This is a genomic window from Dethiosulfovibrio faecalis, assembly GCF_021568795.1.
In the GTDB taxonomy this organism is placed as follows: domain Bacteria; phylum Synergistota; class Synergistia; order Synergistales; family Dethiosulfovibrionaceae; genus Dethiosulfovibrio; species Dethiosulfovibrio faecalis.
Window position 1 is genome coordinate 160,483 of the sequence record NZ_JAKGUE010000002.1, and the last position, 22,113, is coordinate 182,595.

A 22,113-nucleotide genomic window follows, 5' to 3' on the forward strand; every position below is an offset into this window, starting at 1 on the left:
CGTTCCAGAGGCACTGCGGAGGGATTTTTATGACTGAGACCGATAGCTACTGGTGGTATATAACCCTGAAAGGACCTGCTGGGCAGGGAGAGGTTCTTCAATCTCTTGCCGAGGCCTCCGGCTGTATCGGATCGGAAGAGGACGATAAACCTTCTGCCGTCGAGCTTCGAGCCTATTACAGGAGTAACTACGATCTGGGACACTGGATGGAACAGTTGACTCCCTTGATGTCCGAGTGGCCCGAGGTCTCCGTCTACGATATGGGAAGACTGGAGAACCGTCAGTGGCACGCCCTCTCGCTGGAGGCGTTCCCCCCTCTCAACATAGGGGAGAGGTTCGTCGTACTGGCTCCCTGGCACAGGGGCAAGGAGCCGGAGGGAAGGATACCTCTGTACATAAACCCCGGAAGCGCCTTCGGAACCGGCTATCACGAGAGTACCCAGAACGTTCTGTCACTGATGGAGAAATACCTCTCCCACGAGGCCGCTGTGGCCGATATCGGCTGCGGTTCTGGCATACTTTCCATCGCGGCGGCCAAGCTGGGAGCCGGGGTTGTTTACGCCAGAGATCTCGATCCTGCCGTCATGGATGAAGTTCGCTCCAACCTCGAACTTAACGATCTCGGCGACGTGCCGGTTTACGTGGAGGAAGGCGATCTGCTAAACGGTTTCGATAAGGTGGTGGACCTGCTCGTCGCCAATATCCTTCTTGAACCTCTGCTCAAGATGGTCCCTCAGGTTCCGGAGGCGATAGGCGATGCCGGGATCGCCATATTCTCGGGGCTTACTGTCAGGGAGAGGGATACCTTCGTATCCGCTTTGTCCCGTTCGGGGCTGACTGTTGTCGAGGAGGTCTCCAGCGACGACTGGCTGGGGTTGGCGGTGAAGAAGAGGTGACGGCTTTTTCCGTTCGAATAAAGGCACTGGGCTGTCGGACGAACCTCTACGAGGCCGATGCCATAGCCTCGGCCTTCACGAGAGCGGGATGCAGTATCACGGAAGGAAACGATTGGGATGCCGCCGTGCTGGTGTCCTGCTCCGTAACGGCCGAGGCGGACAGAAAATCGAGACAGATCGTCCGGAGGTTCAGGCGGGCTTCTCCGGAAGGACTGGTCGTTGCCACCGGCTGCTGGGCCCAGGGAATCTCGGACGATGAGGCAAAGGCTCTTGGGGTGGATCTGCTGGTGGGGAACAGGAGAAAGGACGAGGTCGTTCCTTTGGTGATGGAGACCTTGAGAGGCGGAGTTCCCCATGGAATCATGGAGACGGTCGCAACCTCGTCTCGTTGGGAGTCTCTCTTTCTTGACAGGCCCAGCTTGACTACAAGGGCGTTCCTGAAGGTTCAGGATGGCTGTGATCACTTTTGCAGTTACTGCATAATCCCATTCTTGAGGGGGAGGCCCGTAAGTCGTCCTCTGGACGATCTGGAAAGGGAGGTCCGATCGGTGGTCGGATCCGGATGTCCGGAGATCGTCCTGACCGGGGTTCATCTCGGCCTTTATGGCAGGGAAGGAGGTCCAGGGCTGGCGGATCTGCTGAGAGCGGTCGGAGCGATAGACGGGGTTAAACGTATCCGTTTCGGATCTCTCGAGCCATTTTCCGTGGGAGACGACCTGTTGGACGCCATGGCCGAGATCGAATCCTTCTGTCCTCATCTCCATCTGCCCCTCCAGAGCGGGGACGATAGGGTCCTAAACGCCATGGGAAGAGGGCACACAGCAGGTGAATACCTGAGTCTGCTAGACAGAATAAGGTCCGCCATGGGAGAGGATGTCCACATATCGACGGATATTCTGGTGGGTTTCCCCGGAGAGGACGATCGAGCCTTTGCCAACACCCTATCGGTTCTGGACCTGGGCGGTATAGGGCGTATCCACAGCTTCCCCTATTCTCCCAGGAAGGGAACGAAGGCGGCCTCTTTGCAGGACAGACCTCCCAGATCGATCGCAGAGGAAAGATGCAAAACGGTGATAGAAAAAGGCAGGGAACTGCTAGGCCGTTACGTATCCCGCTGGATAGGCAGGGAGGAGTCTCTGTTGGTGGAGGAGGTCTCCGAGGGTAGGATCTCGGGCTATACGTCCCATTTCATAAGGTTGTCCGCCCTGGGATACGGGGAGGTAGATGATATAGTTCGGTGCAGGATCACTGGTATGGCCGATGGAGAGCTCCGAGGAGAGGTGATCTTTCCGTGAGATCCGGGAGCATCGTATTGGGAATAGACCTGGGAACTCGCTATGCCCTTGCGGCGGTATATAGAGACCTGGAAGGTGCCGTCTTGATTCCTAACCGATGGGGAGAGATCAAGACCCCCTCGGTGGTGTGTTTCGACCGTGGGAAATGGCTGGTGGGGGAGGAGGCACGGCGTATGGTCTCCCGGCCGGATCGTCGTTGTTGGTGGGATGTCAAGCGGCATCTCGGCTCCGACTGGTATCCCTCCGTAGGTGGCCGGAACCGCTCTGCCCAGGAGATGCTGGTTCCCCTTATCGCTGAGATAAGGGAGGACTGCGAGGCTTTCTTAGGTCACGTTGTGACCGACTGCGTGCTGACCGTACCTGCTCAGTTCAGTTTTCTCGAGCGCTCCGCCGCCGCTCGTGCCGCCAGAGAGGCGGGATTCGAGGAGATCCGCATATTGAACGAGCCTACCGCGGCTGCCCTGTTCTGCGAGAGTTCCGGGAGGATACTGGTCTTCGACTTCGGAGGGGGAACCGTAGATCTGTCCGTGGTGGAGAGAGACGGAGACACCTGGCAGGTCTTGGAGAGCCTGGGTGATTCCTCCGTCGGAGGGGTCGAGTTGGATAAGGTTCTCGTACGGTATTTGGCCGAGAGACTGGGGATCTCTTTCGAGGAGGACGAACCCATATACGGTCTTCTCTTGGAGGAGGCGGAAAGGCTGAAATGTGAGCTGTCCTTCAGGGAAAAACTGACCTGGAATCCGCCTATCCCTCTGGTTGGGGGCCAAAGGGAGCTGTCCCTGTCCAGGGTGGACCTGGAGCGCTTGTTCATGCCCTTGATAAGAAAGGCGATCGACCTGGCGGTGCTGCTTTGCCGTCGGCACGAACCTCAGAGCGTAGTTATGGTGGGAGGGAGCAGCCGCATCCCGGTTCTCAGGCGTATCTTGTCGGAGGAGATAACCATACCGGTGAGGATGGGCCGTTGTCCCGACGAGGCGGTGGCACTAGGTGCTGCCATGTACGGGGTCAACGGGGAGAAGCGTCTTCTGTTGGACGTCCTTTCCGAGAGTCTCGGCGTTATCGCCTTCGACGGTACCCCTGTCCCCATTCTCGGCAAGGGACATCCCCTTCCAGCCAGGGCCGATCGGGCCTTCCTCAGCGTTTCCGACGGAGACTTTCGAATCAGACTGTATCAGGGTGACCATCTTTCCAAGAGAAGATGCAGGGAGATAGCCCGGCTGGATCTCAGGGACATGAAGGAGGGCGAGAGGGTGGATCTGAACTTCCGCATAGATTCGGGGGGGCTTTTGAACGTGGTCCTCTCCAGGGAGTTCGGCGATTCCATCCATATCGTCCCGATGGAGTTGGGGGTGACCTCTCGCAAAGGCGACGATAAGCTCTCCTTAAGCTCTCTGGAGATGCGCATCGCCAGACTCTCTCCCGGATTGTCGTCAGCACAGCAGGATAAGATAAACGAGGTTTTCCGAAAGGTCTCCCTGATGCGTGACTTGGAGCCCCTTTTATACGAGGACGGCATTGGCGAGTTGGCCAGGATGACCTCGGCCTTGGAGGATGTGATCATGGGATGACGAGGCTTACAGCCAGCGAGTGTTACTCCGTGCTTGGGCTTCCTGCCGGGGCTCCCTGGTCGGAGGTCAAGTCGGCTTTTAGAAAGCTCGCCCGTCGTACTCACCCGGACGTAGGAAAAGGCGTAGAAGAGGGCGATTTCGAGCGGATCTCCGAGGCCTACATGGTTCTCAGGGATATGTTCCGTTCCGAAGGGACCTTCAAAGAGGATCCGGCGGATAGAGGGAAGGCAGTGGATTTCAGGAAGTTTATGGATCCCCTGGTGAGGGCTTCTTCCTGGGTTTCGAGGACCGTCGGCGATATCTCCAGAAAAAGACGGGAAAAGAGGGAAAAAAAGGAACGCCTTATCAGGGAAGATCGGCTGAGGAGAGCTAAAAAGATAGATGACATACTATCAGGGACGGAGATCCAGATAGATTCGTTGCTCACCAGGGTCGACAGATCGGGGGGAGTATCGGAAAGACAGAGGTTGCTTAGAAGACTTAAGAGTGCCTTGCCCGAGGTCAGAGGACTGGCTCTCCAGGGGTTGAAGGACTCTCTGTCCTCTCAGGAGGTCCTGACAGCACTGGAGGAGAGCATCTCCCTCTATGGCCTGGTCGAGGACGGTGTCGATGTTGTCGTCTCCATTTCCGATCCTATGAGTTCTCTGAGGCTGGCAATGGCGGCGGCTCCTCATTTTGGGGATATGACGTTGGGAACGGCGCGGAAATACCTTCGATGGCTGAGAGCTCTTCCCGGTGGCCCCGCGATATACGTTGGACTTCAGGACCCGGTCTCCTCTCAGGTAGCTGGATTGCTCGTCTCTCACTGGCCGCAGGATCAGTCCTTTCTTTCTGAGTCTCGGGTGTCTTCGCTTTTGGAGAGGGATCAGGAGGATCTATTGATCCCCTTGCTCAGACAGCTATATCGGAGAGGGTGTCCCAGGGGGTTTCTGCCCCGAATAGAGGAAATTTCCCAAAATTCCCCTTCTCCTGCGGTAAAAGCTTGGTCTCGTGCTATTGTATGTCGGAGCACAGTAGTATAAAATGATCTTTAGTTCTTTCGATCTGTTCGTTCGATCGACGAGACGAGTCAGAGAGGCGAGAGGTGAGGTCTTTGGGTCATGATTGTCCCTTTTGTGCGATAGTAGCAGGAGAATCGAAGGCGGAGGTCGTCTGTGAAAACGATCGTTGTCTCGCTTTCTGGGATATATCCCCCCAAGCCCCCCGTCATGTCCTGATCGTTCCGAAGGAGCACGTGCCTTCTGTCGATCAAGTGGAGGACCCGACCCTCTGGATTTCCATCATGGCTGCGGTCCGGGAAGTCGTTAACCGAATCTCTCCGGATTCAGGATACCGGCTCGTCGTCAATTGCGGCGAGGATGCCGGTCAGACAGTCCCCCACCTTCACGTCCACCTGCTGTCTGGTCGTCCAATGGGATGGCCTCCGGGATAGGCGTCGGTGGAGAAGAAAGGAGGGAACGGATATGACGACGATTGTACGACGTGACAACGAGTCCCTTGAGGACGCCCTCAGGCGGTTTAAGAGGGACGTCTCCAAGACGGGAGTCCTTAGGGAGGCTCGCCAGAGGGAGCATTACGAAAAACCCAGCGAGGCCAAGAAGCGTAAGCGCCAGGAATTGGCCAAGAAACGCCGTAGAAAGTAAGAATCGCCAGAGGGCCCGGAGATCCTTTCCGGGCCCTCTTTTCGAGGAGGAATGACCGTGAGATGTCCTAAATGCAAGGCTTCGGAGACCAGGGTTATAGAGACCAGGACCGCCGACGAAGGGCGTATCGTGAGGCGCAGAAGAGAATGTCCTCAGTGTTCCTCCAGGTTTACCACCTACGAGAGAGTCGAGGAGAAAAAGGTCATATGGATCTCCAAAAAAGACGGTCGTAGGGAGGCCTTCGACAGGGAGAAGATCTTTCGCGGAGTGAGGAAAGCCTGCGAGAAGCGCTCGATTTCCCTGGAAAAAATGGAGGAGGTCGTCTGCAAGGTGGAGGACGGGCTTTTGGCCGCCGGAGCCGGCGAGATACCTAGTTCAATAATCGGAGAACTTGTCATGGAGGAGCTGGCCGAACTTGATAAGGTCGCTTACGTCCGTTTCGCCTCGGTCTACAGGGAATTCTCAGACTTGGCCAGTTTTCAGAGGGAGATATCCGATATTCTGGATAGGAAGCGAAATATATAATATTAGATGTGTCTCTAAAAACTTCAGACCCCCGATCTTTAAACTAGATCGGGGGTTTTGTTTTTGTAGGGCTCCTAGTATATAATAGATTCGTACTGTTCACACAATATCTCAGTAGGGAGGGACTTCTAAGTTGAAAGCACTCAAGGTTTTTTCAGCGGTATTGTTGGTCTTCATCCTTGTAGGGTCCGCCTTCGCTGCGGACGAAATCCGCATAGGTGTCTACGAGCCCATGACGGGACAGAACGCCTTCGGCGGTCAATTGACCGTAGAGGGTATCAAGCTGGCCCACGAGCAGGCTCCAGAGGTTCTCGGGCGTCCTGTCAAGTTATTCATAGTGGATAACAAGTCCGATAAGGTCGAGGCGGCCAATGCTGTCAAGCGACTTATCGACAAGGAGAAGGTCGTCGCCATAATAGGGAGCTACGGTTCTTCCCTATCCATGGCGGGAGGAGAGGTCGCGGAGAAGTCCGGAATCCCCTGCATCACCGACTCCGCCACCAACCCCCTAGTGACTCAGGGCAAGAAATATTATTTCCGTATGTGTTTTATCGATCCCTACCAGGGAGCCGCCGCGGCCACCTACGCCTATAACGATCTCGAGGCCAGAAACGCCGCCTTGCTTCTGGACGTAGCCCAGGACTACTCGGTAGGACTCGGGAACTTTTTCAAGAAGGCTTTCGTCAAGATGGGTGGAAATATAGCCGGAACCTACAAGTATCAGTCCGGTGACCAGGATTTCACGGCCCAGTTGACCGATGCCATTTCCAAAGGAGCCGACTTCCTCTACATTCCCTCCTACTTCGCCGAGGGGGCCATCATCATGAAGCAGGCCAGGGAGCTTGGAGCCGGCTTCTACATCATGGGCGGAGACGCTATGGACAATCCCGATCTGGTCAAGATCGGCGGAGACGCCGCCGAGGGATTCTCCTACACCACCTTCCCCTATGCCCCCGAGATGCCCGACATGACCAAAGAGGCCGAGACCTTCACCAAGCTCTGGAGGGAGAAGTACGCCGGAACCGACATGGCCGAGCCCAACGCCAACTCGGCTCTTGGATATGATTGCTATATGTTCGTCATAGACGCCATCAAGAGGGCGAACAGTGCCGATCCCGAGAAGATCACCGAGGCTTTCGCCAGTGCCAAGAACTGGCCCGGAGTTACCGGATCCACCACGATCAACGAGACCCACGACGCGGAGAAACCTGTCGGAATTAAGGTCATCGTGAGTGGAGCTCAGGTCTACACCGCTTCCGTTCAGCCGGAGATGTAGTCTCCGTTAGATAAAGACCCAGGGGGGAGCCCAGTCTCCCCCCTTTTTTCGGGGGGTGCCTAGATGACAGGTCAGATGTTCGTTCAACACTTCTTCAACGCCCTTACCCTAGGGAGTCTTTATGCCCTTATAGCCATAGGATATACCATGGTCTACGGCATATTGAGATTGATCAACTTCGCCCACGGCGAGATATTCATGCTGGGGGCCTACTTTATCTTTTTCGCCGGTTCGCTTTTTAACCTACCTTGGGCTGTCGGTGCGGTTATATCCATCGTTTTATGTGCTCTCTGTGGAATTATGGTCGACAAGGTGGCCTACAAGCCCCTCAGGGACGCTCCAAGAATCTCCGCTCTGATAAGTTCCATCGGGATGTCGTTTCTGATACAGAATCTGGCTATAGTGGTGTTCTCCGGAATTCCAAGACCGGTGGTCCGGCCGGATTTCTTCGTCAAGATCGTGGTGATTAAGGGAGTACGGATACTTCCTCTCGCCGTGATCGTCCCCGTGGTTTGCTTCGTCCTGGTGCTGGGGCTTCTTTTTATCGTCTACAAGACAAAACCGGGATTGGCGATGAGGGCTATCTCTAAGGATATCGAGACGACCAGACTGATGGGTGTGTCGGTCAACCGGATAATAGCCTTGACCTTCGGGCTCGGTTCCGCTCTTGCCGCCGCATCGGGGATAATGTGGGCTCTCAGATACCCTCAGATACAGCCTCTAATGGGCTTCATGCCCGGAATAAAGGCCTTTATCGCCGCCGTCGTGGGAGGAATCGGGTCCATCCAGGGCGCGGTCATAGGAGGTCTGATACTCGGTTTCGTGGAGATCATGACAGTGGCCTTTTTCCCTGAGCTGTCGGGATTCAAGGATGCCTTCGCCTTTATTCTTTTGATCGTTATCCTGCTGGCCAAGCCCACCGGGCTGATGGGTGAGAAGATCGAGGAGAAAGTATGATGGAGAGCAAAAAGACGAAAAAACTATTCCTCAACGCGTTGCTTCTCGTGGCGGTGGTCGGCCTCTTGTGGTGGGCACCGGAGAACCTGGACGGATATAAGATACAGATACTCAACCTCATAGCCATTTATTCCATACTTGGGCTGAGCCTCAACCTGATATACGGCTTCACAGGGATGTTCTCGCTGGGAACCGCGGGGTTCATGTGTATCGGCGCTTACGTGTCTTCCTTGTTGATTCTCCCGGAGATGCAGAAGGACATGATCTTCATCCTGGAGCCTTTGAACCCGATTCTGTACGGGGCTCACGCTCCCTTCGTAGTGGCGGTGTTAGCCGGAGGAGTCGCGGCAGCCATCGCGGGACTGGTAATTGGCATACCGGTCCTTCGTCTGGGAGGAGACTACCTGGGCATAGCGACCCTTGGATTCGCCGAGATAATCCGGGTGGTGGCCAACAACATTCCGACCATCACCAACGGGGCTCTCGGGCTGAAGGGGATACCGGCCTACGCGAACCTTTGGTGGAACTACGGCTGGATGTTCTTCACCCTGTACGTCATGTATCGTTTGGTCAACAGCAATTTCGGCAACGCCCTCAAGGCCATAAGGGACGACGAGTTGGCCGCCAAGGCCATGGGTATAAACACCTTTCGCTACAGGGTCATCTCTTTCACCGTAGGGTCCTTTTTCGCCGGAATTGGCGGAGCCCTCATGGCCAGTTTGTTGACCACCATAGACCCCAAGATGTTCATGGTCATAATGACCTACAACGTTCTGATGGTCGTGGTCGCAGGTGGACTTGGCTCTCTTTCCGGCAGCGTCATAGGAGCGGTGGTCGTGACGGTTCTGCTCGAGTGGCTCCGGTTCGTCGAGAACCCCATAACCCTCGGTAGTTTCGAGATTCCCGGTGTTCCCGGGATGAGAATGGTCATATTTGCCCTGTCCCTTATAATGATAATCCTCTACAGACCGGAAGGGGTCATGGGTACCAAGGAACTCAGCTGGGACGGGCTTTTCGGCCTCGGGAAAGGAGGCAAAGACCATGAGTGATCGCGAGATAGTGCTTGATGCCAAAAACCTCACCATGAGGTTCGGAGGGGTAACGGCGGTCAGCGATTTCAGCATGGCGATCCAGAAGAATCGCATAGTCGGGTTAATAGGTCCCAACGGAGCCGGTAAGACCACCTCCTTCAACATGATTACCGGTTACTATAGGCCTACCGAGGGCAGCGTCCTTTTCGAGGGAGAGGATATCACCGGAACCCGTCCTCACGAGGTCTGTCGTCTGGGAATAGCCAGGACCTTCCAGAACATAAGGCTCTTCAAGAACGAGACGGTTCTTCAGAACGTGATGATAGGGGCCCATCTGAGACAGAAGAGCCGTTGGTGGCAGGCTCCTCTAAATTTGCCCTCCTTCAACAGGGAGGAGCGCCAGATAAGGGATAAATCGATGGAGTTTCTCGAGAGGGTCGATCTACATAAGGTCGCCGACGAGAGGTCCGACTCCCTGCCCTACGGCCAACAGAGACGGCTGGAGATCGCCAGAGCTCTTGCGACGGAGCCCCGCTTTCTGCTCCTCGACGAGCCTGCGGCGGGGATGAATCCCGAGGAGTCTCAGGTTCTGATGAACTTCGTAAGGAGGCTCAGGGACGAATTCGACCTTACCATACTTCTGATAGAGCACGACATGAAGGTGGTCATGGGAGTCTGTGAGCATATCTGGGTTCTGGACTACGGCAAGCTTATAGCCGAGGGCAACCCGGCGGAGATCCAGGGTAACCCGAGGGTCATAGAGGCCTATCTTGGAGAGGAGTACCTCGCCGATGCTTAAGATAAAGAATCTCAACGTCCATTACGGAGGGATCCACGCAGTCAAGGACGTCTCCATACACGTCCCGGAGGGCAAGATAGTAACCCTCATAGGGGCCAACGGAGCTGGTAAAAGCAGCACCATTAGGGCCATATCGGGACTTCTGAAACAGACGTCCGGCGAGGTCGTCTACAATGGGGCCGGCAACGTGAATCTGCTCAAAAAGACCCCGGAGGAGGTAGTCAGAGCCGGAGTGGTGATGTGTCCCGAGGGAAGGCGTATTCTGCCTCACCTTACGGTGGAGGAGAACCTTCACCTAGGAGCCTATATAAGGACCGATAAAGACGGTGTGGAAAAGGACATAGAATGGGTTTACGAGCTTTTCCCCAGGCTGAAGGAGAGATCCTGGCAGAAGGGAGGTACCCTCTCAGGAGGTGAACAGCAGATGTTGGCGGTCGGAAGGGCTTTGATGAGTCGGCCCAACGTGATAATGTTGGACGAGCCCTCTCTGGGACTTGCTCCCCTCTTGGTCAAGGAGGTCTTCGAAATCATCGAGGAGATAAATGCCCAAGGGAAGACCGTGCTTCTGGTGGAGCAGAACGCTTTCGCTGCTCTTAAGATAGCTCATTACGCCTACGTCCTGGAGGTAGGCGCAGTCTCTCTTGAGGGGCCAGGGCAGGAGCTTCTGGCCGACCCGAGGGTCAAGGAGGCCTATCTGGGAGGTTAAGAGTTATCTTCTAATTTATAAGATAAAGCAGAAAGCCGGGGGATTCCCCCGGCTTTCTGCTTTATACCCTCGGCTAGGTCCGTTCACCCCCTTTGCGTATGTACAGTCTCGTCTTTTGTGTCATAATATACGGGCCCTTTTGGGGCTCACCACTTATTAAGGAGGCAGTTCTATGTCCTCGTCTTTGAACGTCCCTAACCTTTTGAGCCTGTCCAGGATCTTTCTGGCTCCGTTGGTGGTATTCCTTCTCACTGTGAGGATCGACCTCGACATACCTTATCTGGTAAACCTCGGACTTAACATAACCTACGGGGATATCTTTGCCGGAATCGTCTTCATAATAGCCGCTCTCACCGATACCGCCGACGGCTACATAGCCAGGAAAAAGGGGATAGTGACCAACTTCGGAAAGTTTATAGATCCTCTGTCCGACAAGGTCCTGGTCGTGGCGGCCCTGATCTCACTGGTTGAACTCGGGCGGCTTCCTGCCTGGATGGTCGTGGTGATAGTCTCCAGGGATTTTGTCGTAAGCGGTCTGAGGATGGTAGCGGCGGTGGAGGGAGTCGTGATCGCCGCCTCCTGGGCCGGAAAGGCCAAGACGGTAGTGCAGATCGTAGCGATAAGCATGATGATATTCAACGTTCCCTTCGCTTTTCCTGCCATGTGGTTGGCCCTCGTGCTGACCGTATGGTCCGGTGCCGTGTATCTCGCTAACGGATGGGAACTTATAGTCGATATCGACTGATATTATTGGATTGAGGTGGATGTATTGTTAGGCAAGTTAAAGAAGGCCCTCGGTTTGGATCCCAACGAGAGGGCCCTGAAGCGCTACGGTAAGATGGCGGAAGAGATAAGCGGTCTGGAAACCTCCGTTCAGAAATTATCCGACCAAGAGATCCTCGGAGCGGTAGAGGAGATCAAGTCCGATCTGTCTTCTCTGGACGGTCAGGATCTTCGAGATGCTATGGATCGCCATCTTCCTCGGGTGTTCGCCATGGTCAGGGAGGCCTCCGTAAGGAATCTGGGACTTCGCCACTTCGACGTGCAGCTCATGGGAGGCGTAGCCCTTCACGAGGGTAACATCGCCGAGATGAAGACCGGAGAGGGAAAGACCCTTGTGGCTCCTCTTGCGGTGGTCCTCAATGCCCTGACCGGCCGGGGTGTCCACGTCATAACGGTGAACGACTATCTGGCGAAGAGGGACGCCTCCTGGATGGAGCCCCTCTATAACGCCTTGGGGCTGTCCGTAGGGGTCATCTATTCCTTCATGGATCCCGAGGAACGTCGAAAGGCCTACGAGGCGGACATCACCTACGGTACCAACAGCGAGTTCGGCTTCGACTACCTTCGAGACAACATGGTGCTCTCCAAGACCCAGATGGTTCAAAGAGGCCATAACTTCTGCATCGTCGACGAGGTGGATTCGATCCTCATCGACGAGGCCAGGACGCCTCTAATAATATCCGGACCATCGGAGGACAGCGAGGAGCCCTACAGCAGGGCGGACCAGATAGCCTCCAGGCTCTCCGGGGTGGCGAAGGATCCCAACGAGGTCAGACCCTCTGTTCTGGACGGTCAGGATAGACCGGAGCCGGACGGAGATTTCGAGTACGACGAAAAAGAGCGTTCCGTGGCCCTGACCTCCCGAGGAATAGCCAAATGCGAGGAGATGCTGGGGACCCCCGATCTTTTTACCGACATGGCCCACGCCGACATGGCCCATAAGATTCTCCAGGCTATCAAGGCCAGAACCCTCTTCCAGAGGGACACCCACTACGTGGTTAAAGACGGCGAGATCGTCATAGTCGACGAGTTCACCGGTCGTCTGATGTTCGGTCGTCGCTATTCCGACGGCCTGCACCAGGCCATAGAGGCCAAGGAAGGGGTCAAGATAGGCAAGGAAAGCCAGACCCTGGCCACCATAACCCTTCAGAACTACTTCCGTATGTACAGAAAACTCGCTGGTATGACCGGTACCGCCGCCACCGAGGCGGAGGAGTTCAAGGAGATATACGGTCTCGGGGTCGTGGTGATACCGACGAACCGTCCTGTGGTCAGGGACGATATGGCCGATCAGGTCTATCGAACCAAGACCGAGAAATTCGCCGCCGTCGCCGACGAGATACAGAGTATATCGTCGGAAGGACGACCGATCCTCGTAGGGACCACGTCGGTGGAGCAGTCCGAGAGGCTGGCGAAAATGCTCAAGGCCAGAAAGGTGCCTCATCAGGTTCTGAACGCGAAGTACCACGAGAGGGAGTCTCTCATAGTGGCTCAGGCGGGGAGGCTGGGAGCCGTTACGGTGGCTACCAACATGGCCGGTAGAGGGACCGACATATTGTTGGGAGGTAATCCGGAGTATCTTGCCCAGGAGGAGCTTCGCAAAGAAGGATCCGACCCCAACTCGTCTCCGGAACGTTACGAGGAGCTTCTGGAAAGCTACAAGAAAGCCTGTAACGAAGAAAAGGCGAAGGTCCTGGAGCTGGGAGGTCTATGTATACTCGGCACGGAGCGTCACGAGGCCAGGCGCATAGACAACCAGCTGAGAGGTCGTGCCGGTCGTCAGGGAGACCCCGGCAGCTCTCGATTCTTCCTCTCTCTGGAGGACGATCTTCTCAGACTCTTTGGGTCGGAGAGAATCCAGGGAATAATGGGCAAGCTGGGGCTGGAGGAGGGGGAGGCCATAGAACATAGCCTCCTGACCAGGGCCATCGAGTCGGCCCAGAAAAAGGTGGAGCAGCTTCATTACGATATACGTCGCCAGCTCCTCATGTACGACAACGTGATGAATCGTCAGAGGGAGGCTGTCTACGACGAGAGACAGAGGATACTCTCCGACGAGGACGTCGTCCTTCATGGATGGGAGATAGTCGGCGGAGTGGTCGAGGACGTCCTGGACCGGGCCTTTCCGGAGAACGGCGAGGTGGATCCTGAGAGCGCAAAAAGTCGTCTGAAAGCTATATTCTGGCCCGGGGTGGAAGCTCCCTTGGACGGGGTGGACAGCCTACAGGGACTCCCGGAAGCCAGGGAAGCCATACTGGACGATATGAAATCCCGTTACTATGATAGGGTGGAGAAGTTGGGCGAGGACGTATGCAAAGATCTGTTCCGTTTCATCTCTCTCCACGTGCTGGACGGCAGCTGGAAGGAACATCTTTTGGCCATGGACGCTCTGAGACAGGGCATAGGGCTCCGGGCGGTCGGTCAGAAGGATCCTTTGTTGGAGTATCAATTCGAGTCTTATTCTTTGTTTCAGGAGTCCATGTCCCAGGTTAGAGAGTCCATAGCCCAGCTACTGTTCCGCGTCGCGGTCGTCTCGGAGGAGAGGGTACCTAGACGTAATCAGGTCAAGGAGAGCAGAGACCTTTTCCTGCCGACCCCGGGAGGAACTCCCGTCCCGGGAGCCGATGCAGGCGACGGTCGTCACGAACCCTTCCGTCGCCAGGGCAGAAAGATAGGGCGAAACGAGCCATGCCCCTGTGGCAGCGGTAAAAAATACAAAAATTGCTGTGGCAGGAACGCTTGAAATCCACGCCGTTAGGAGGATGTCCGTGAGAAAAAAGACTTTTCCGTCCCTGTGTTTTATGGTAATAGGGCTTTTGTGGGTGCTTTCACTGGAGGCCTCGGCGGAGATTGATATCTCCCGGCTGGTCCAGGAGGCTCCTCCTCTCGAGACCTACGGAGATGTCCCGGCGGTGATCTGGCAGCGTCACGAAGACTACGGTCTCCTCCCGGATGGGGCCATGTTCAGAGATAGTCTCTGGGTCGTCATGGTTACGGATAAACTGAGAAGAGACTGGCCCGAGACGATCCTGTCGGTTCCTGCCGCAGGAGAGCTCAAGATACGGAGGGCCGACCTGTTCGATCCCGTGTCTGGAGAGAGGATAAGGTCCGTTCCCTACAGGCTGGAGGACGAAAAGGGTTATCCGGTCTGCCGGATGGACCTGGGCGACGCCGACGAGGCCGTCCTCGTCCTGAGGTTCAGACAGACCTATGCCCGCAGGTTCTCCGTAGACGGCATAGTCGAGCTCGCCTCGGATCTTCCCATGTGGGAGGGGCGTTTTTCGGTGTCCGTGCCTCAGGGGTCGGAGCTATATGTCCAGAGCAATCGGCTAGATCCCCCTAAAAAGACGGACCGAGCCGGAGCGACCAAGTATCTTTGGACTGTCTACAATCTATCTGCTCACAAGAGGGTCTCCTTGGTGGAGATGGGAGAGCCCTATCTCGCCTTCGGTCTCAGGTCCGGAAAGGTGCCTTTTCTCCAGTATATGGGTGCCCTCGAGGCCCTGGATCTTTCTCCTCTCCCATCTCAGCTGGAGGGGTTGAAGAGGATCGGCGACAAGGTGAAGGCCGGGAAGAGGCTTCTTCGTTCCGTCGAGGGGATGACCATACCTCACAGTGCCGGTTTCATAAGGGAGGAAATCCCCCCCGAAGGGCCTTGGACTCAATGGGAAAGGACGCTGCTTCTCGGACGTTGGCTCGAGGATTTCGGTTGGCGATCCGAACTGGTATGGCTTACCTTTCTCCCCATAGGTTCGAACGAACCGGCCACCCTTGATAACTTTGCCTCTCCCGCCTTGAGGTTGGCTCCTCCGGGGTCCAACCCGTGGTTCTATCTGCCGGGACAGACGGTCGAGCCAGGAGAGATCCCGGCGGCCTTGACCGGGAAGACTCTTTACGGCGGATCTCCGGAGGCGGGGCTCTCGGTTTACTCTGTCGACAAGGGAAAGACCGGAGACCATCGACTGACCATGGAGTGGCTGGTATCCCTTGGTTCCGATGGACTGCTCTCCGGCGAGCTTCGTCTTTGGGTGAGAAACGGTTGGCTGTGGCTCTTTCCAGATGGAGGAGACGTCACGTGGGAATCTCTGGAGACCGTAATACCTGGAATCTCCAACTGGGGCGACGGTAGACCCAAGGTTCATCCCATGGATTACGGTTACAGGATAGACCTTCCAGTAAGAAAGATAACCGGCATTCCCGGAGGTCCGGGGATGCTGCTGCGTCTACCCTGTCTTCTCCCGGGGGCTCTAGAGGATCTGGCGTCCACCGTTCCTCCCAAAAAACTAAAATTCCCCTTCGTGGTGGAGCAGAAATACTCGGTTTCGTTGCCCGAGGGCTCGAGGCTTCTCTCCGTTCCTCCCATGAACGATAGGAAGGAAGGAGAGCTTCGTTTCTCCGAGTCCATGCGGTTCAACAGAAAACGTCGAACTCTGGAGGGAGAGGAAAAGATAATAACCTGGTCTTCCGACTACGACGACGGATTCAACGTCGCTCTCGGTCGTATGTTAGGGGCTTGGTTGCGTTGGAAAGATCTGTCCGCGCCCATATCCTACAGATGAGGGCCGGGCCGAAAACGGTATAAAAAAGGAGTATGAGATTTATGGCAGATGTTACCACCATCTTGAGGGATCTTATCGGAGAGGCTCTTTCCGATATGGCTCGGCAAAAGGAGGTGTCCTCCGACCTTCTGCCGGAGGTTCACCTGGAGCGTCCGAAGAGAGAGGACCAGGGAGACTGGGCCACCAACGTGGCCATGCAGGCCTGCAAACTTCTGGGGGAAAGGCCCAGGGATCTGGCTGCCATGGTGGTGGACAGGCTGAAGGACGACGAGCATATCCGTTCCGTCGAGGTGGCCGGTCCGGGCTTTATCAACTTTTTTCTGGCCGATCGGTGGATCGGCAACGTCATATCCTCGGTTCTGGCCTCGGGGGACGATTACGGAAGATGCGACCTGGGCAAGGGAAGAAAGGTTCAGGTCGAGTTCGTCAGCGCCAACCCGACAGGTCCTCTTCACGTAGGACATGGCAGGGGAGCTGCCGTCGGCGATATAGTCGGAAATATACTCGCTTTTTCCGGTTGGAAGGTCGAGAAGGAGTACTACGTTAACGACGCCGGTCTACAGATGTCCAATCTGGGAAAATCCACCCAATCCAGGTACTTTGAACTATTGGGGCAGGCCGATAAGGCTCCCTTTCCGGAGGACGGATACAAAGGGGACTACATATACGATCTGGCCCGTCAGGTTATGGACGATCACGGAGACGAATACCTTTCCGTCGACCTAGAGGAGAGTCTTCCCTTTTTCAGAGACTTTTCCAGCAAGGTCATTCTGGACGGTATCAAGGCGGACCTGAAGCGTTTCGGAGTGACCTTCGACTGTTGGTTTTCCGAGAAGAGCCTTTACGAGAACGACCAGGTACCGGATACGGTAGAGGCTCTCAGAAAGAGAGGCTACACCTACGAGGAAGACGGGGCCATCTGGTTTCGTTCCACCGACTTCGGAGACGATAAGGACAGGGTCCTTTTCCGCTCTAACGGAGTTCCTACCTACTTTGCCTCTGACGTGGCCTACCATAAAAACAAGTTCGATCGGGGTTTCGATTTGGCCATAGACGTATGGGGAGCGGATCATCACGGTTATGTTCCCCGTATGAGAGCTGCGGTGGAGGCCCTGGGCAAGTCGTCGGACGATAATTTCGCCGTCACATTGATTCAGTTCGTCAATTTGCTTCGGGACGGCGAGCAGGTGTCTATGTCGACTAGATCGGGACAGTTCGTAACCCTTTCCGACGTCATAGACGAGGTCGGAGTCGATGCTACCAGGTTCTACTTCGTTATGCGTCGTTCCGACAGCCACCTGGATTTCGACCTGGAGCTAGCCAAGAGGGAGTCCTCGGACAATCCGGTGTTCTACGTCCAGTATGCCAACGCCAGGATCGCCAGCATAACCAGAAACCTCAGGGACAAGGGGATCGCCATTCCAGCTATGAATGAACTGGATGAGTCTCTGATCTCAAGCTCGGAGGAGAAAAAACTGATCACCCGTCTGTCCATGTTCCCCGAGGAGGTGGAGAAGGCTGCGATCGAGATGGCTCCCCACAGGATCGTAAACTACGTTCACGATCTGGCCGGAGATTTCCATTCCTTCTACAACGCTCACAGGGTGTTAGACGAGGATCCGAGTCGTCCCTCCAGGATCCTGCTGGTTAAGGCCACCTATGTAGTTCTGACAAACGCCCTGAGGATATTGGGCATATCGGCCCCCGAAAGGATGTAGTTAAAGGTGCCTCGGCTCAGATGGGTTCTTTTCTGGGCCATGGTCGTTTTGTTTTTCGCGGTGTTTTCCACGGCTATGATAAGGGAGAGGCGCAGGATAGACGAGCTCTCCCAGGCGGTCAATCTCAAGGAGGGAAAACTTCGAAAACTGAGCGACGATCTGGAGAGGTCCAGGGAAAAGCTGAAGTTTTACGGCACAGACAAGGGCAAGGCCAGACTGGCTAGAGATCAGTTCAATCTAGCGTTCCCCGGCGAGAGGATATATCGTCTCTCGGTGGATTCCGGTGATGTCTTGCCTGAAAGCGATCGTTAGGGTATAATTCCTTTTTGCAATCCCTGCCCCCCTGGGGGGGCCTAACGTCCAAAGGGAGGAGGTGTAGCTCATGCGTCCATATGAGATGATGGTGCTTCTCGAGGCCGACCTCGAGGACCACAGCGCAGAGCTTGATGGAATCAAGGAGGTCATCGCCAAACTTGGCGGCGACGTCGACAAGGTCGATATCTGGGGAAAAAGGCGTCTCGCCTATCCTATCGATAAGCGTACCGAGGGGTATTACGCCCTGGTCTACTTCAAGCTGGATCCTTCTCAGCAGAAGGAGATGGCTAGGCTTTTCAGCCTGCGTACCGCTATCGTTCGTAACCTGGTGATCCGACTGGACCAGGAGTAGTCGAGGGAGGTTTTCGGCATGGCTCGTGGATTCAACAAGGTTATACTTATGGGGAATTTGGCCAAGGATCCTCAGATTCGCTACACCGCCAGTAAACAGGCCGTGGCTACCTTTTCCGTTGCGGTGAACCGCAGCTGGAAGGGTAAAAACGGCGAACTTCAGGAATCGGTGGATTTCATCCCTGTCGTGGTATGGGGCGCTCAGGCTGAAAACTGTGAGCGTTATCTTTCCAAAGGACGTCCCGTCCTGGTGGAGGGACGCATACAGGTCCGAAACTACGACGATAAATCGGGACAGAGACGATGGGTAACCGAGGTCGTGGCAAACGATATAACCTTCCTGCCGTCCGGCGGGAGGAGGGACGACCGTCCGTCCTCTCAGGGCGATTACGACGGAGGATATCGGAATGACGGTGATCAAGGTCAGCCTCGCAGTTTCCGTGACGATTTCGGCGGCGGCGATTTTCCCATGGATATATCGGAGATGGGTCCCACAGCCGACGAAGACGAGGCAGATATACCCTTTTAAACCAGAGAAAGGAGGATGGACATGGCTTTTGGAGGAAACAAAAGACGTGGCAAGCGCCGTCCTAAGGTCTGTTTCTACTGTGTAGACAAGATCGACTCTGTCGACTACAAAGACGTCGACAGACTTCGCAAATACATCAGCGAGAGGGGCAAGATAGTTCCTCGTCGTGTTACCGGCAACTGTGCCAATCATCAGCGCCAGTTGACAGTGGCTCTCAAGAGAGCCCGTTATATGGCTCTTCTTCCCTACAGCGCCGAGTAATTCGGGACGGGAGTGCCTTGAGATTTCAAAAGGGGGAGAAGCGTAGCTTCTTCCCCTTTTTTGTGTAGGCTCCGTCGGTCGTATATAATGGTCCCGTTTTGGACTATCCAAGGGATTAAGAAAGGAAGAAGCTCATGAACGGAACCAAAAGCCTGGTGGAATCCTCCCTCTTGACGGGATTGGCGGTGGTCTTGTTCCTGGCTGCTCGATTTATACCGGTGGCTGGGATCGTCCTGTCTTTGCTGTGTCCCGCCCCTCTCGTCGTGCTGGGATTGAGACACCGGCCCCAGAGAGCGGCTCTGGCCCTTTGCGTGGCTACCGCCATCGTCGGTTTACTGGGAGGCCCTATCTCCTCCGTATCATTCTTCCTGGGTTTCGGGATATTGGGAGTTGGACTCGGGATTCTGGCCGCTCGCTTTGACAAGGCGGTCGATATAATGCTCTACGGTATCGTTCTTTCTTTGGTGAGCAAACTGCTTCTCATGTCCGTCCTTACCTGGATAACCGGGGTCAATCCCTTCGATCCCGATGTGGAGGAGCTCAGGGCGACTATGACGAAGGTGTTCTCCCTCTATGGAGGAGGAGACATAGATTCCCTCGAGGGGGTAAAGGGACAGATGGAGATGACCCTGAAGGCCATTCCCCTTATGTTCCCCGCTATGATAACCATGGCTAGTGCGTTGGACTGTCTTCTCAGCTACGTCGTTTCCCGTAGGATACTTCTCAGGATAGGGGGGGGCTCTCTGCCTCCCGTCCCATCCTTCGGAAGCTGGCGTTTTCCCAAAAGTCTATTCTGGGCCTTCGCCCTCTCCGCGTTGCTGTTGGTGTTCGAATCGTCGATAAAGGATCCTCTTTTGTCGAGGGTCGGGTTGAACCTGAGATTGCTGGTCAGCATGTTGTTCATGATCCAGGGAATGGCCGTCGGATGGGACTACATGGATTTTCGTGGTGTAGGAAAGGGATGGAGGTATGCCTTGGTGACACTGGCAGTCCTGATCCCCTTGCTATCCCAGGTAGCGGTTATCGCCGGTCTGTTGGATATTTGGATAGATCTGAGAAAAAGATACAGGAGGTGACCTGAGTTGAAGGTTATATTGCTGGAAGACGTGAAAAAACTTGGTAGAAAAAACGAGATAGTCGAGGTATCCGACGGTTACGGGAGGAATTTTCTGTTTCCAAGAAAACTGGCCGTCGAGGCCGACGGGGCGAACCTCAAAAAACTCGAGGAGAAGAGGGAGTCGTCCAAGAGAAAGGACCAGCAGGCGAGATCCGAGGCGGAGGAACAGAGAAAACACCTTCAGGATCGACAGGTGGTTCTGGCCGTGACGACCGGAGAAGGAGGCCGTCTCTTCGGCAGCGTGACCACCGCACAGATCGTCGACGGAATATCGGATCAGTTCGGGATCTCGGTGGACAAGAAAAACGTTAAAATGGCTGATGCGGTAAAGGCTCTGGGGAGCTATTCTTTTACCGTGAAGCTCTATCAGGGAGTAGAGGCTTCCATGACTCTAAAGGTGGAGGCCCAGTGACCCTGTGAGTTCGTCTATATACGATAGAGTTCCGCCTCAGAACCTGGAGGCCGAGAGGGCTGTCATAGGCTCCTGTCTGATGGATAAAGACGTCCTCATCCAGATATCGGAGATACTGTCCCCTGAGGACTTCAGGGACAAAAATTATCAGGTCGCGTTCGACGTTTTGACCGACATGGTTCATCAAGATCGTCCGGTGGACTCTCTGACCTTTCTCGAGGAGCTCTCCCGCAGAGGGTTGTCCGAAAGTCTGGGAGGGCAAGCCTTCATCGTGGCGGTCATGGACAGCGTCCCCACAGCTGCCAACGCCGAATATCATGCCAGGATAGTCAGAGATAAGGCGGTGCTTCGCCGCCTCATCTCTACCGGTACGTCCATAGCCAGGATGGGATATTCGGAGGACCGAGAGATCGATGAGCTTCTGGAGGAGGCGGAGAGGGCTATCTTCGAGGTCTCTCGTCACAGGAACGAGTCCAACTTCAAGAAGGTCGCAGATGTCATAGGTCCGACCTTCCATCAGATAGAGGAGCAGTTCTATCGTTCCGAACAGACGGTAACGGGGGTCATGACCGGATTCGACGACCTTGACCGACTAACCGGCGGTCTTCAGCCCGGGAGTCTCAATATCCTGGCGGCCAGGCCCTCCATGGGGAAGACCGCTCTGGCCCTCAACCTGGCCAGAAACGTGGCGGTCAAGTCCAATCTGCCCGTCCTCGTGTTCAGTCTCGAGATGGGAGCAGATCAGTTGGTTCAGAGGCTGCTGGGGTCGGAGGCGCGGGTAAACATACAGGACCTGAGGACGGGCAATTTCGCCAGGGAGGACTGGGAGAAGCTGACCACCGCCGCAGGTCGCCTGACCAAGGCCCCGATGTATATAGATGACAGCTCCATGCTCACCACCACGGAGATGAGGGCCAGATGCCGCCGTTTCAAGGCTCAACATGCGTCTTTGGGACTTATAGTGGTGGACTATCTCCAGTTGATGAGTATGTCCAGGAAAATAGAGAGCAAACAACAGGAAGTGGCGGAGATCTCCAGAGGGCTGAAGGCCATCGCCAGGGAGCTGGAGGTTCCGGTGTTGTCCCTCTCGCAGCTTTCCAGGGCCGTTGAGAGCAGAAACGACAAACGCCCACAGCTCTCGGACCTGCGGGACAGCGGAGCCATAGAGCAGGACGCTGACTTGGTGGCGCTCCTCTACAGGGAAGCCTATTACGCCAAGGATGTTCCCCAGGACCAACAGGACGACAGCGCCATACTGGATATAGCTAAGCATCGTAACGGACCTACCGGGGTGGTCCATTTGATGTTTATGAAGCAACATACTCGTTTCGAGAGCAAGAGTTCCATCGACGGATTCTAGGAGGCGATTGTC

Annotated in this window: 23 protein-coding genes; all 23 read left to right on the forward strand. The window is 55.4% G+C overall.

The genetic code is table 11. The features are described from left to right. The first annotated feature begins 29 nt into the window (after positions 1-29). Entirely contained in the window at positions 30-896 is an 867-nt protein-coding gene (locus tag L2W58_RS02830) for a 50S ribosomal protein L11 methyltransferase (protein ID WP_236101501.1), read from the forward strand. Next, positions 893-2,191, forward strand: coding sequence for a tRNA (N(6)-L-threonylcarbamoyladenosine(37)-C(2))-methylthiotransferase MtaB (mtaB, locus tag L2W58_RS02835; RefSeq protein ID WP_236101502.1), 1,299 nt, complete (start codon positions 893-895; stop codon positions 2,189-2,191). The genes L2W58_RS02830 and mtaB overlap by 4 nt, the downstream gene beginning before the upstream one ends. Then, positions 2,188-3,759, forward strand: coding sequence for an Hsp70 family protein (locus L2W58_RS02840; protein ID WP_236101503.1), 1,572 nt, complete (start codon positions 2,188-2,190; stop codon positions 3,757-3,759). Before mtaB ends, L2W58_RS02840 begins: the two co-directional genes overlap by 4 nt. Further along, the gene (locus L2W58_RS02845; RefSeq protein WP_236101504.1) at positions 3,756-4,781 is read left to right on the forward strand and encodes a J domain-containing protein; all 1,026 of its coding nucleotides are present in this window, start codon (positions 3,756-3,758) and stop codon (positions 4,779-4,781) included. Before L2W58_RS02840 ends, L2W58_RS02845 begins: the two co-directional genes overlap by 4 nt. Positions 4,782-4,843: 62 nt before the next feature. Next, on the forward strand, positions 4,844-5,191 hold the full coding sequence (locus tag L2W58_RS02850; protein ID WP_338033055.1) for an HIT domain-containing protein: 348 nt from the start codon (positions 4,844-4,846) through the stop codon (positions 5,189-5,191). 31 nt (positions 5,192-5,222) lie between these two features. Next, positions 5,223-5,402 carry a 30S ribosomal protein S21 gene (gene rpsU / locus L2W58_RS02855; protein WP_005658780.1) on the forward strand — a complete coding sequence of 60 codons (180 nt, stop codon included), beginning with the start codon at positions 5,223-5,225 and terminating at the stop codon, positions 5,400-5,402. 57 nt (positions 5,403-5,459) lie between these two features. Further along, the gene (nrdR, locus tag L2W58_RS02860; protein ID WP_236101505.1) at positions 5,460-5,927 is read left to right on the forward strand and encodes a transcriptional regulator NrdR; all 468 of its coding nucleotides are present in this window, start codon (positions 5,460-5,462) and stop codon (positions 5,925-5,927) included. A gap of 133 nt (positions 5,928-6,060) precedes the next feature. Further along, on the forward strand, positions 6,061-7,203 hold the full coding sequence (locus L2W58_RS02865) for an ABC transporter substrate-binding protein (protein ID WP_236101506.1): 1,143 nt from the start codon (positions 6,061-6,063) through the stop codon (positions 7,201-7,203). Positions 7,204-7,266: 63 nt separating this feature from the next. Next, complete coding sequence (locus L2W58_RS02870) at positions 7,267-8,160, forward strand: branched-chain amino acid ABC transporter permease (RefSeq protein ID WP_236101507.1); 894 nt, start codon at positions 7,267-7,269, stop codon at positions 8,158-8,160. Further along, positions 8,157-9,209 carry a branched-chain amino acid ABC transporter permease gene (locus L2W58_RS02875; protein WP_236101508.1) on the forward strand — a complete coding sequence of 351 codons (1,053 nt, stop codon included), beginning with the start codon at positions 8,157-8,159 and terminating at the stop codon, positions 9,207-9,209. The genes L2W58_RS02870 and L2W58_RS02875 overlap by 4 nt, the downstream gene beginning before the upstream one ends. Continuing rightward, the gene (locus tag L2W58_RS02880) at positions 9,202-9,990 is read left to right on the forward strand and encodes an ABC transporter ATP-binding protein (RefSeq protein WP_236101509.1); all 789 of its coding nucleotides are present in this window, start codon (positions 9,202-9,204) and stop codon (positions 9,988-9,990) included. Before L2W58_RS02875 ends, L2W58_RS02880 begins: the two co-directional genes overlap by 8 nt. Beyond that, positions 9,983-10,696 carry an ABC transporter ATP-binding protein gene (locus L2W58_RS02885; protein WP_236101510.1) on the forward strand — a complete coding sequence of 238 codons (714 nt, stop codon included), beginning with the start codon at positions 9,983-9,985 and terminating at the stop codon, positions 10,694-10,696. The genes L2W58_RS02880 and L2W58_RS02885 overlap by 8 nt, the downstream gene beginning before the upstream one ends. 172 nt (positions 10,697-10,868) lie before the next feature. Further along, positions 10,869-11,441: a CDP-diacylglycerol--glycerol-3-phosphate 3-phosphatidyltransferase gene (pgsA, locus tag L2W58_RS02890; protein ID WP_236101511.1), complete on the forward strand. Its 573-nt coding sequence runs from the start codon at positions 10,869-10,871 to the stop codon at positions 11,439-11,441. A gap of 24 nt (positions 11,442-11,465) precedes the next feature. After that, entirely contained in the window at positions 11,466-14,222 is a 2,757-nt protein-coding gene (gene secA, locus L2W58_RS02895) for a preprotein translocase subunit SecA (protein ID WP_236101639.1), read from the forward strand. A 25-nt stretch (positions 14,223-14,247) separates the two neighbouring features. Then, positions 14,248-16,038 (forward strand): hypothetical protein, encoded by a 1,791-nt coding sequence (locus L2W58_RS02900; RefSeq protein WP_236101512.1) that lies wholly within the window; start codon positions 14,248-14,250, stop codon positions 16,036-16,038. A 41-nt stretch (positions 16,039-16,079) separates the two neighbouring features. Next, a complete protein-coding gene (gene argS / locus L2W58_RS02905) occupies positions 16,080-17,756 on the forward strand; it encodes an arginine--tRNA ligase (RefSeq protein WP_236101513.1) in 1,677 nt (558 codons plus the stop codon). 6 nt (positions 17,757-17,762) lie between these two features. Next, the gene (locus L2W58_RS02910; RefSeq protein ID WP_236101514.1) at positions 17,763-18,068 is read left to right on the forward strand and encodes a resistance to Congo red protein; all 306 of its coding nucleotides are present in this window, start codon (positions 17,763-17,765) and stop codon (positions 18,066-18,068) included. 70 nt (positions 18,069-18,138) lie between these two features. Next, complete coding sequence (gene rpsF, locus L2W58_RS02915) at positions 18,139-18,423, forward strand: 30S ribosomal protein S6 (protein WP_236101515.1); 285 nt, start codon at positions 18,139-18,141, stop codon at positions 18,421-18,423. 18 nt (positions 18,424-18,441) lie between these two features. Further along, positions 18,442-18,951 carry a single-stranded DNA-binding protein gene (locus L2W58_RS02920; RefSeq protein WP_236101516.1) on the forward strand — a complete coding sequence of 170 codons (510 nt, stop codon included), beginning with the start codon at positions 18,442-18,444 and terminating at the stop codon, positions 18,949-18,951. 21 nt (positions 18,952-18,972) lie between these two features. Beyond that, positions 18,973-19,212 (forward strand): 30S ribosomal protein S18, encoded by a 240-nt coding sequence (gene rpsR, locus L2W58_RS02925; protein WP_005658751.1) that lies wholly within the window; start codon positions 18,973-18,975, stop codon positions 19,210-19,212. Positions 19,213-19,346: 134 nt separating this feature from the next. Beyond that, positions 19,347-20,288, forward strand: coding sequence for a YybS family protein (locus L2W58_RS02930; RefSeq protein WP_236101517.1), 942 nt, complete (start codon positions 19,347-19,349; stop codon positions 20,286-20,288). Between the two features lie 6 nt (positions 20,289-20,294). Continuing rightward, a complete protein-coding gene (gene rplI / locus L2W58_RS02935; RefSeq protein ID WP_236101518.1) occupies positions 20,295-20,741 on the forward strand; it encodes a 50S ribosomal protein L9 in 447 nt (148 codons plus the stop codon). A 4-nt stretch (positions 20,742-20,745) separates the two neighbouring features. After that, positions 20,746-22,101 carry a replicative DNA helicase gene (gene dnaB, locus L2W58_RS02940; protein ID WP_236101519.1) on the forward strand — a complete coding sequence of 452 codons (1,356 nt, stop codon included), beginning with the start codon at positions 20,746-20,748 and terminating at the stop codon, positions 22,099-22,101. The last annotated feature ends 12 nt before the right edge of the window (positions 22,102-22,113 follow it).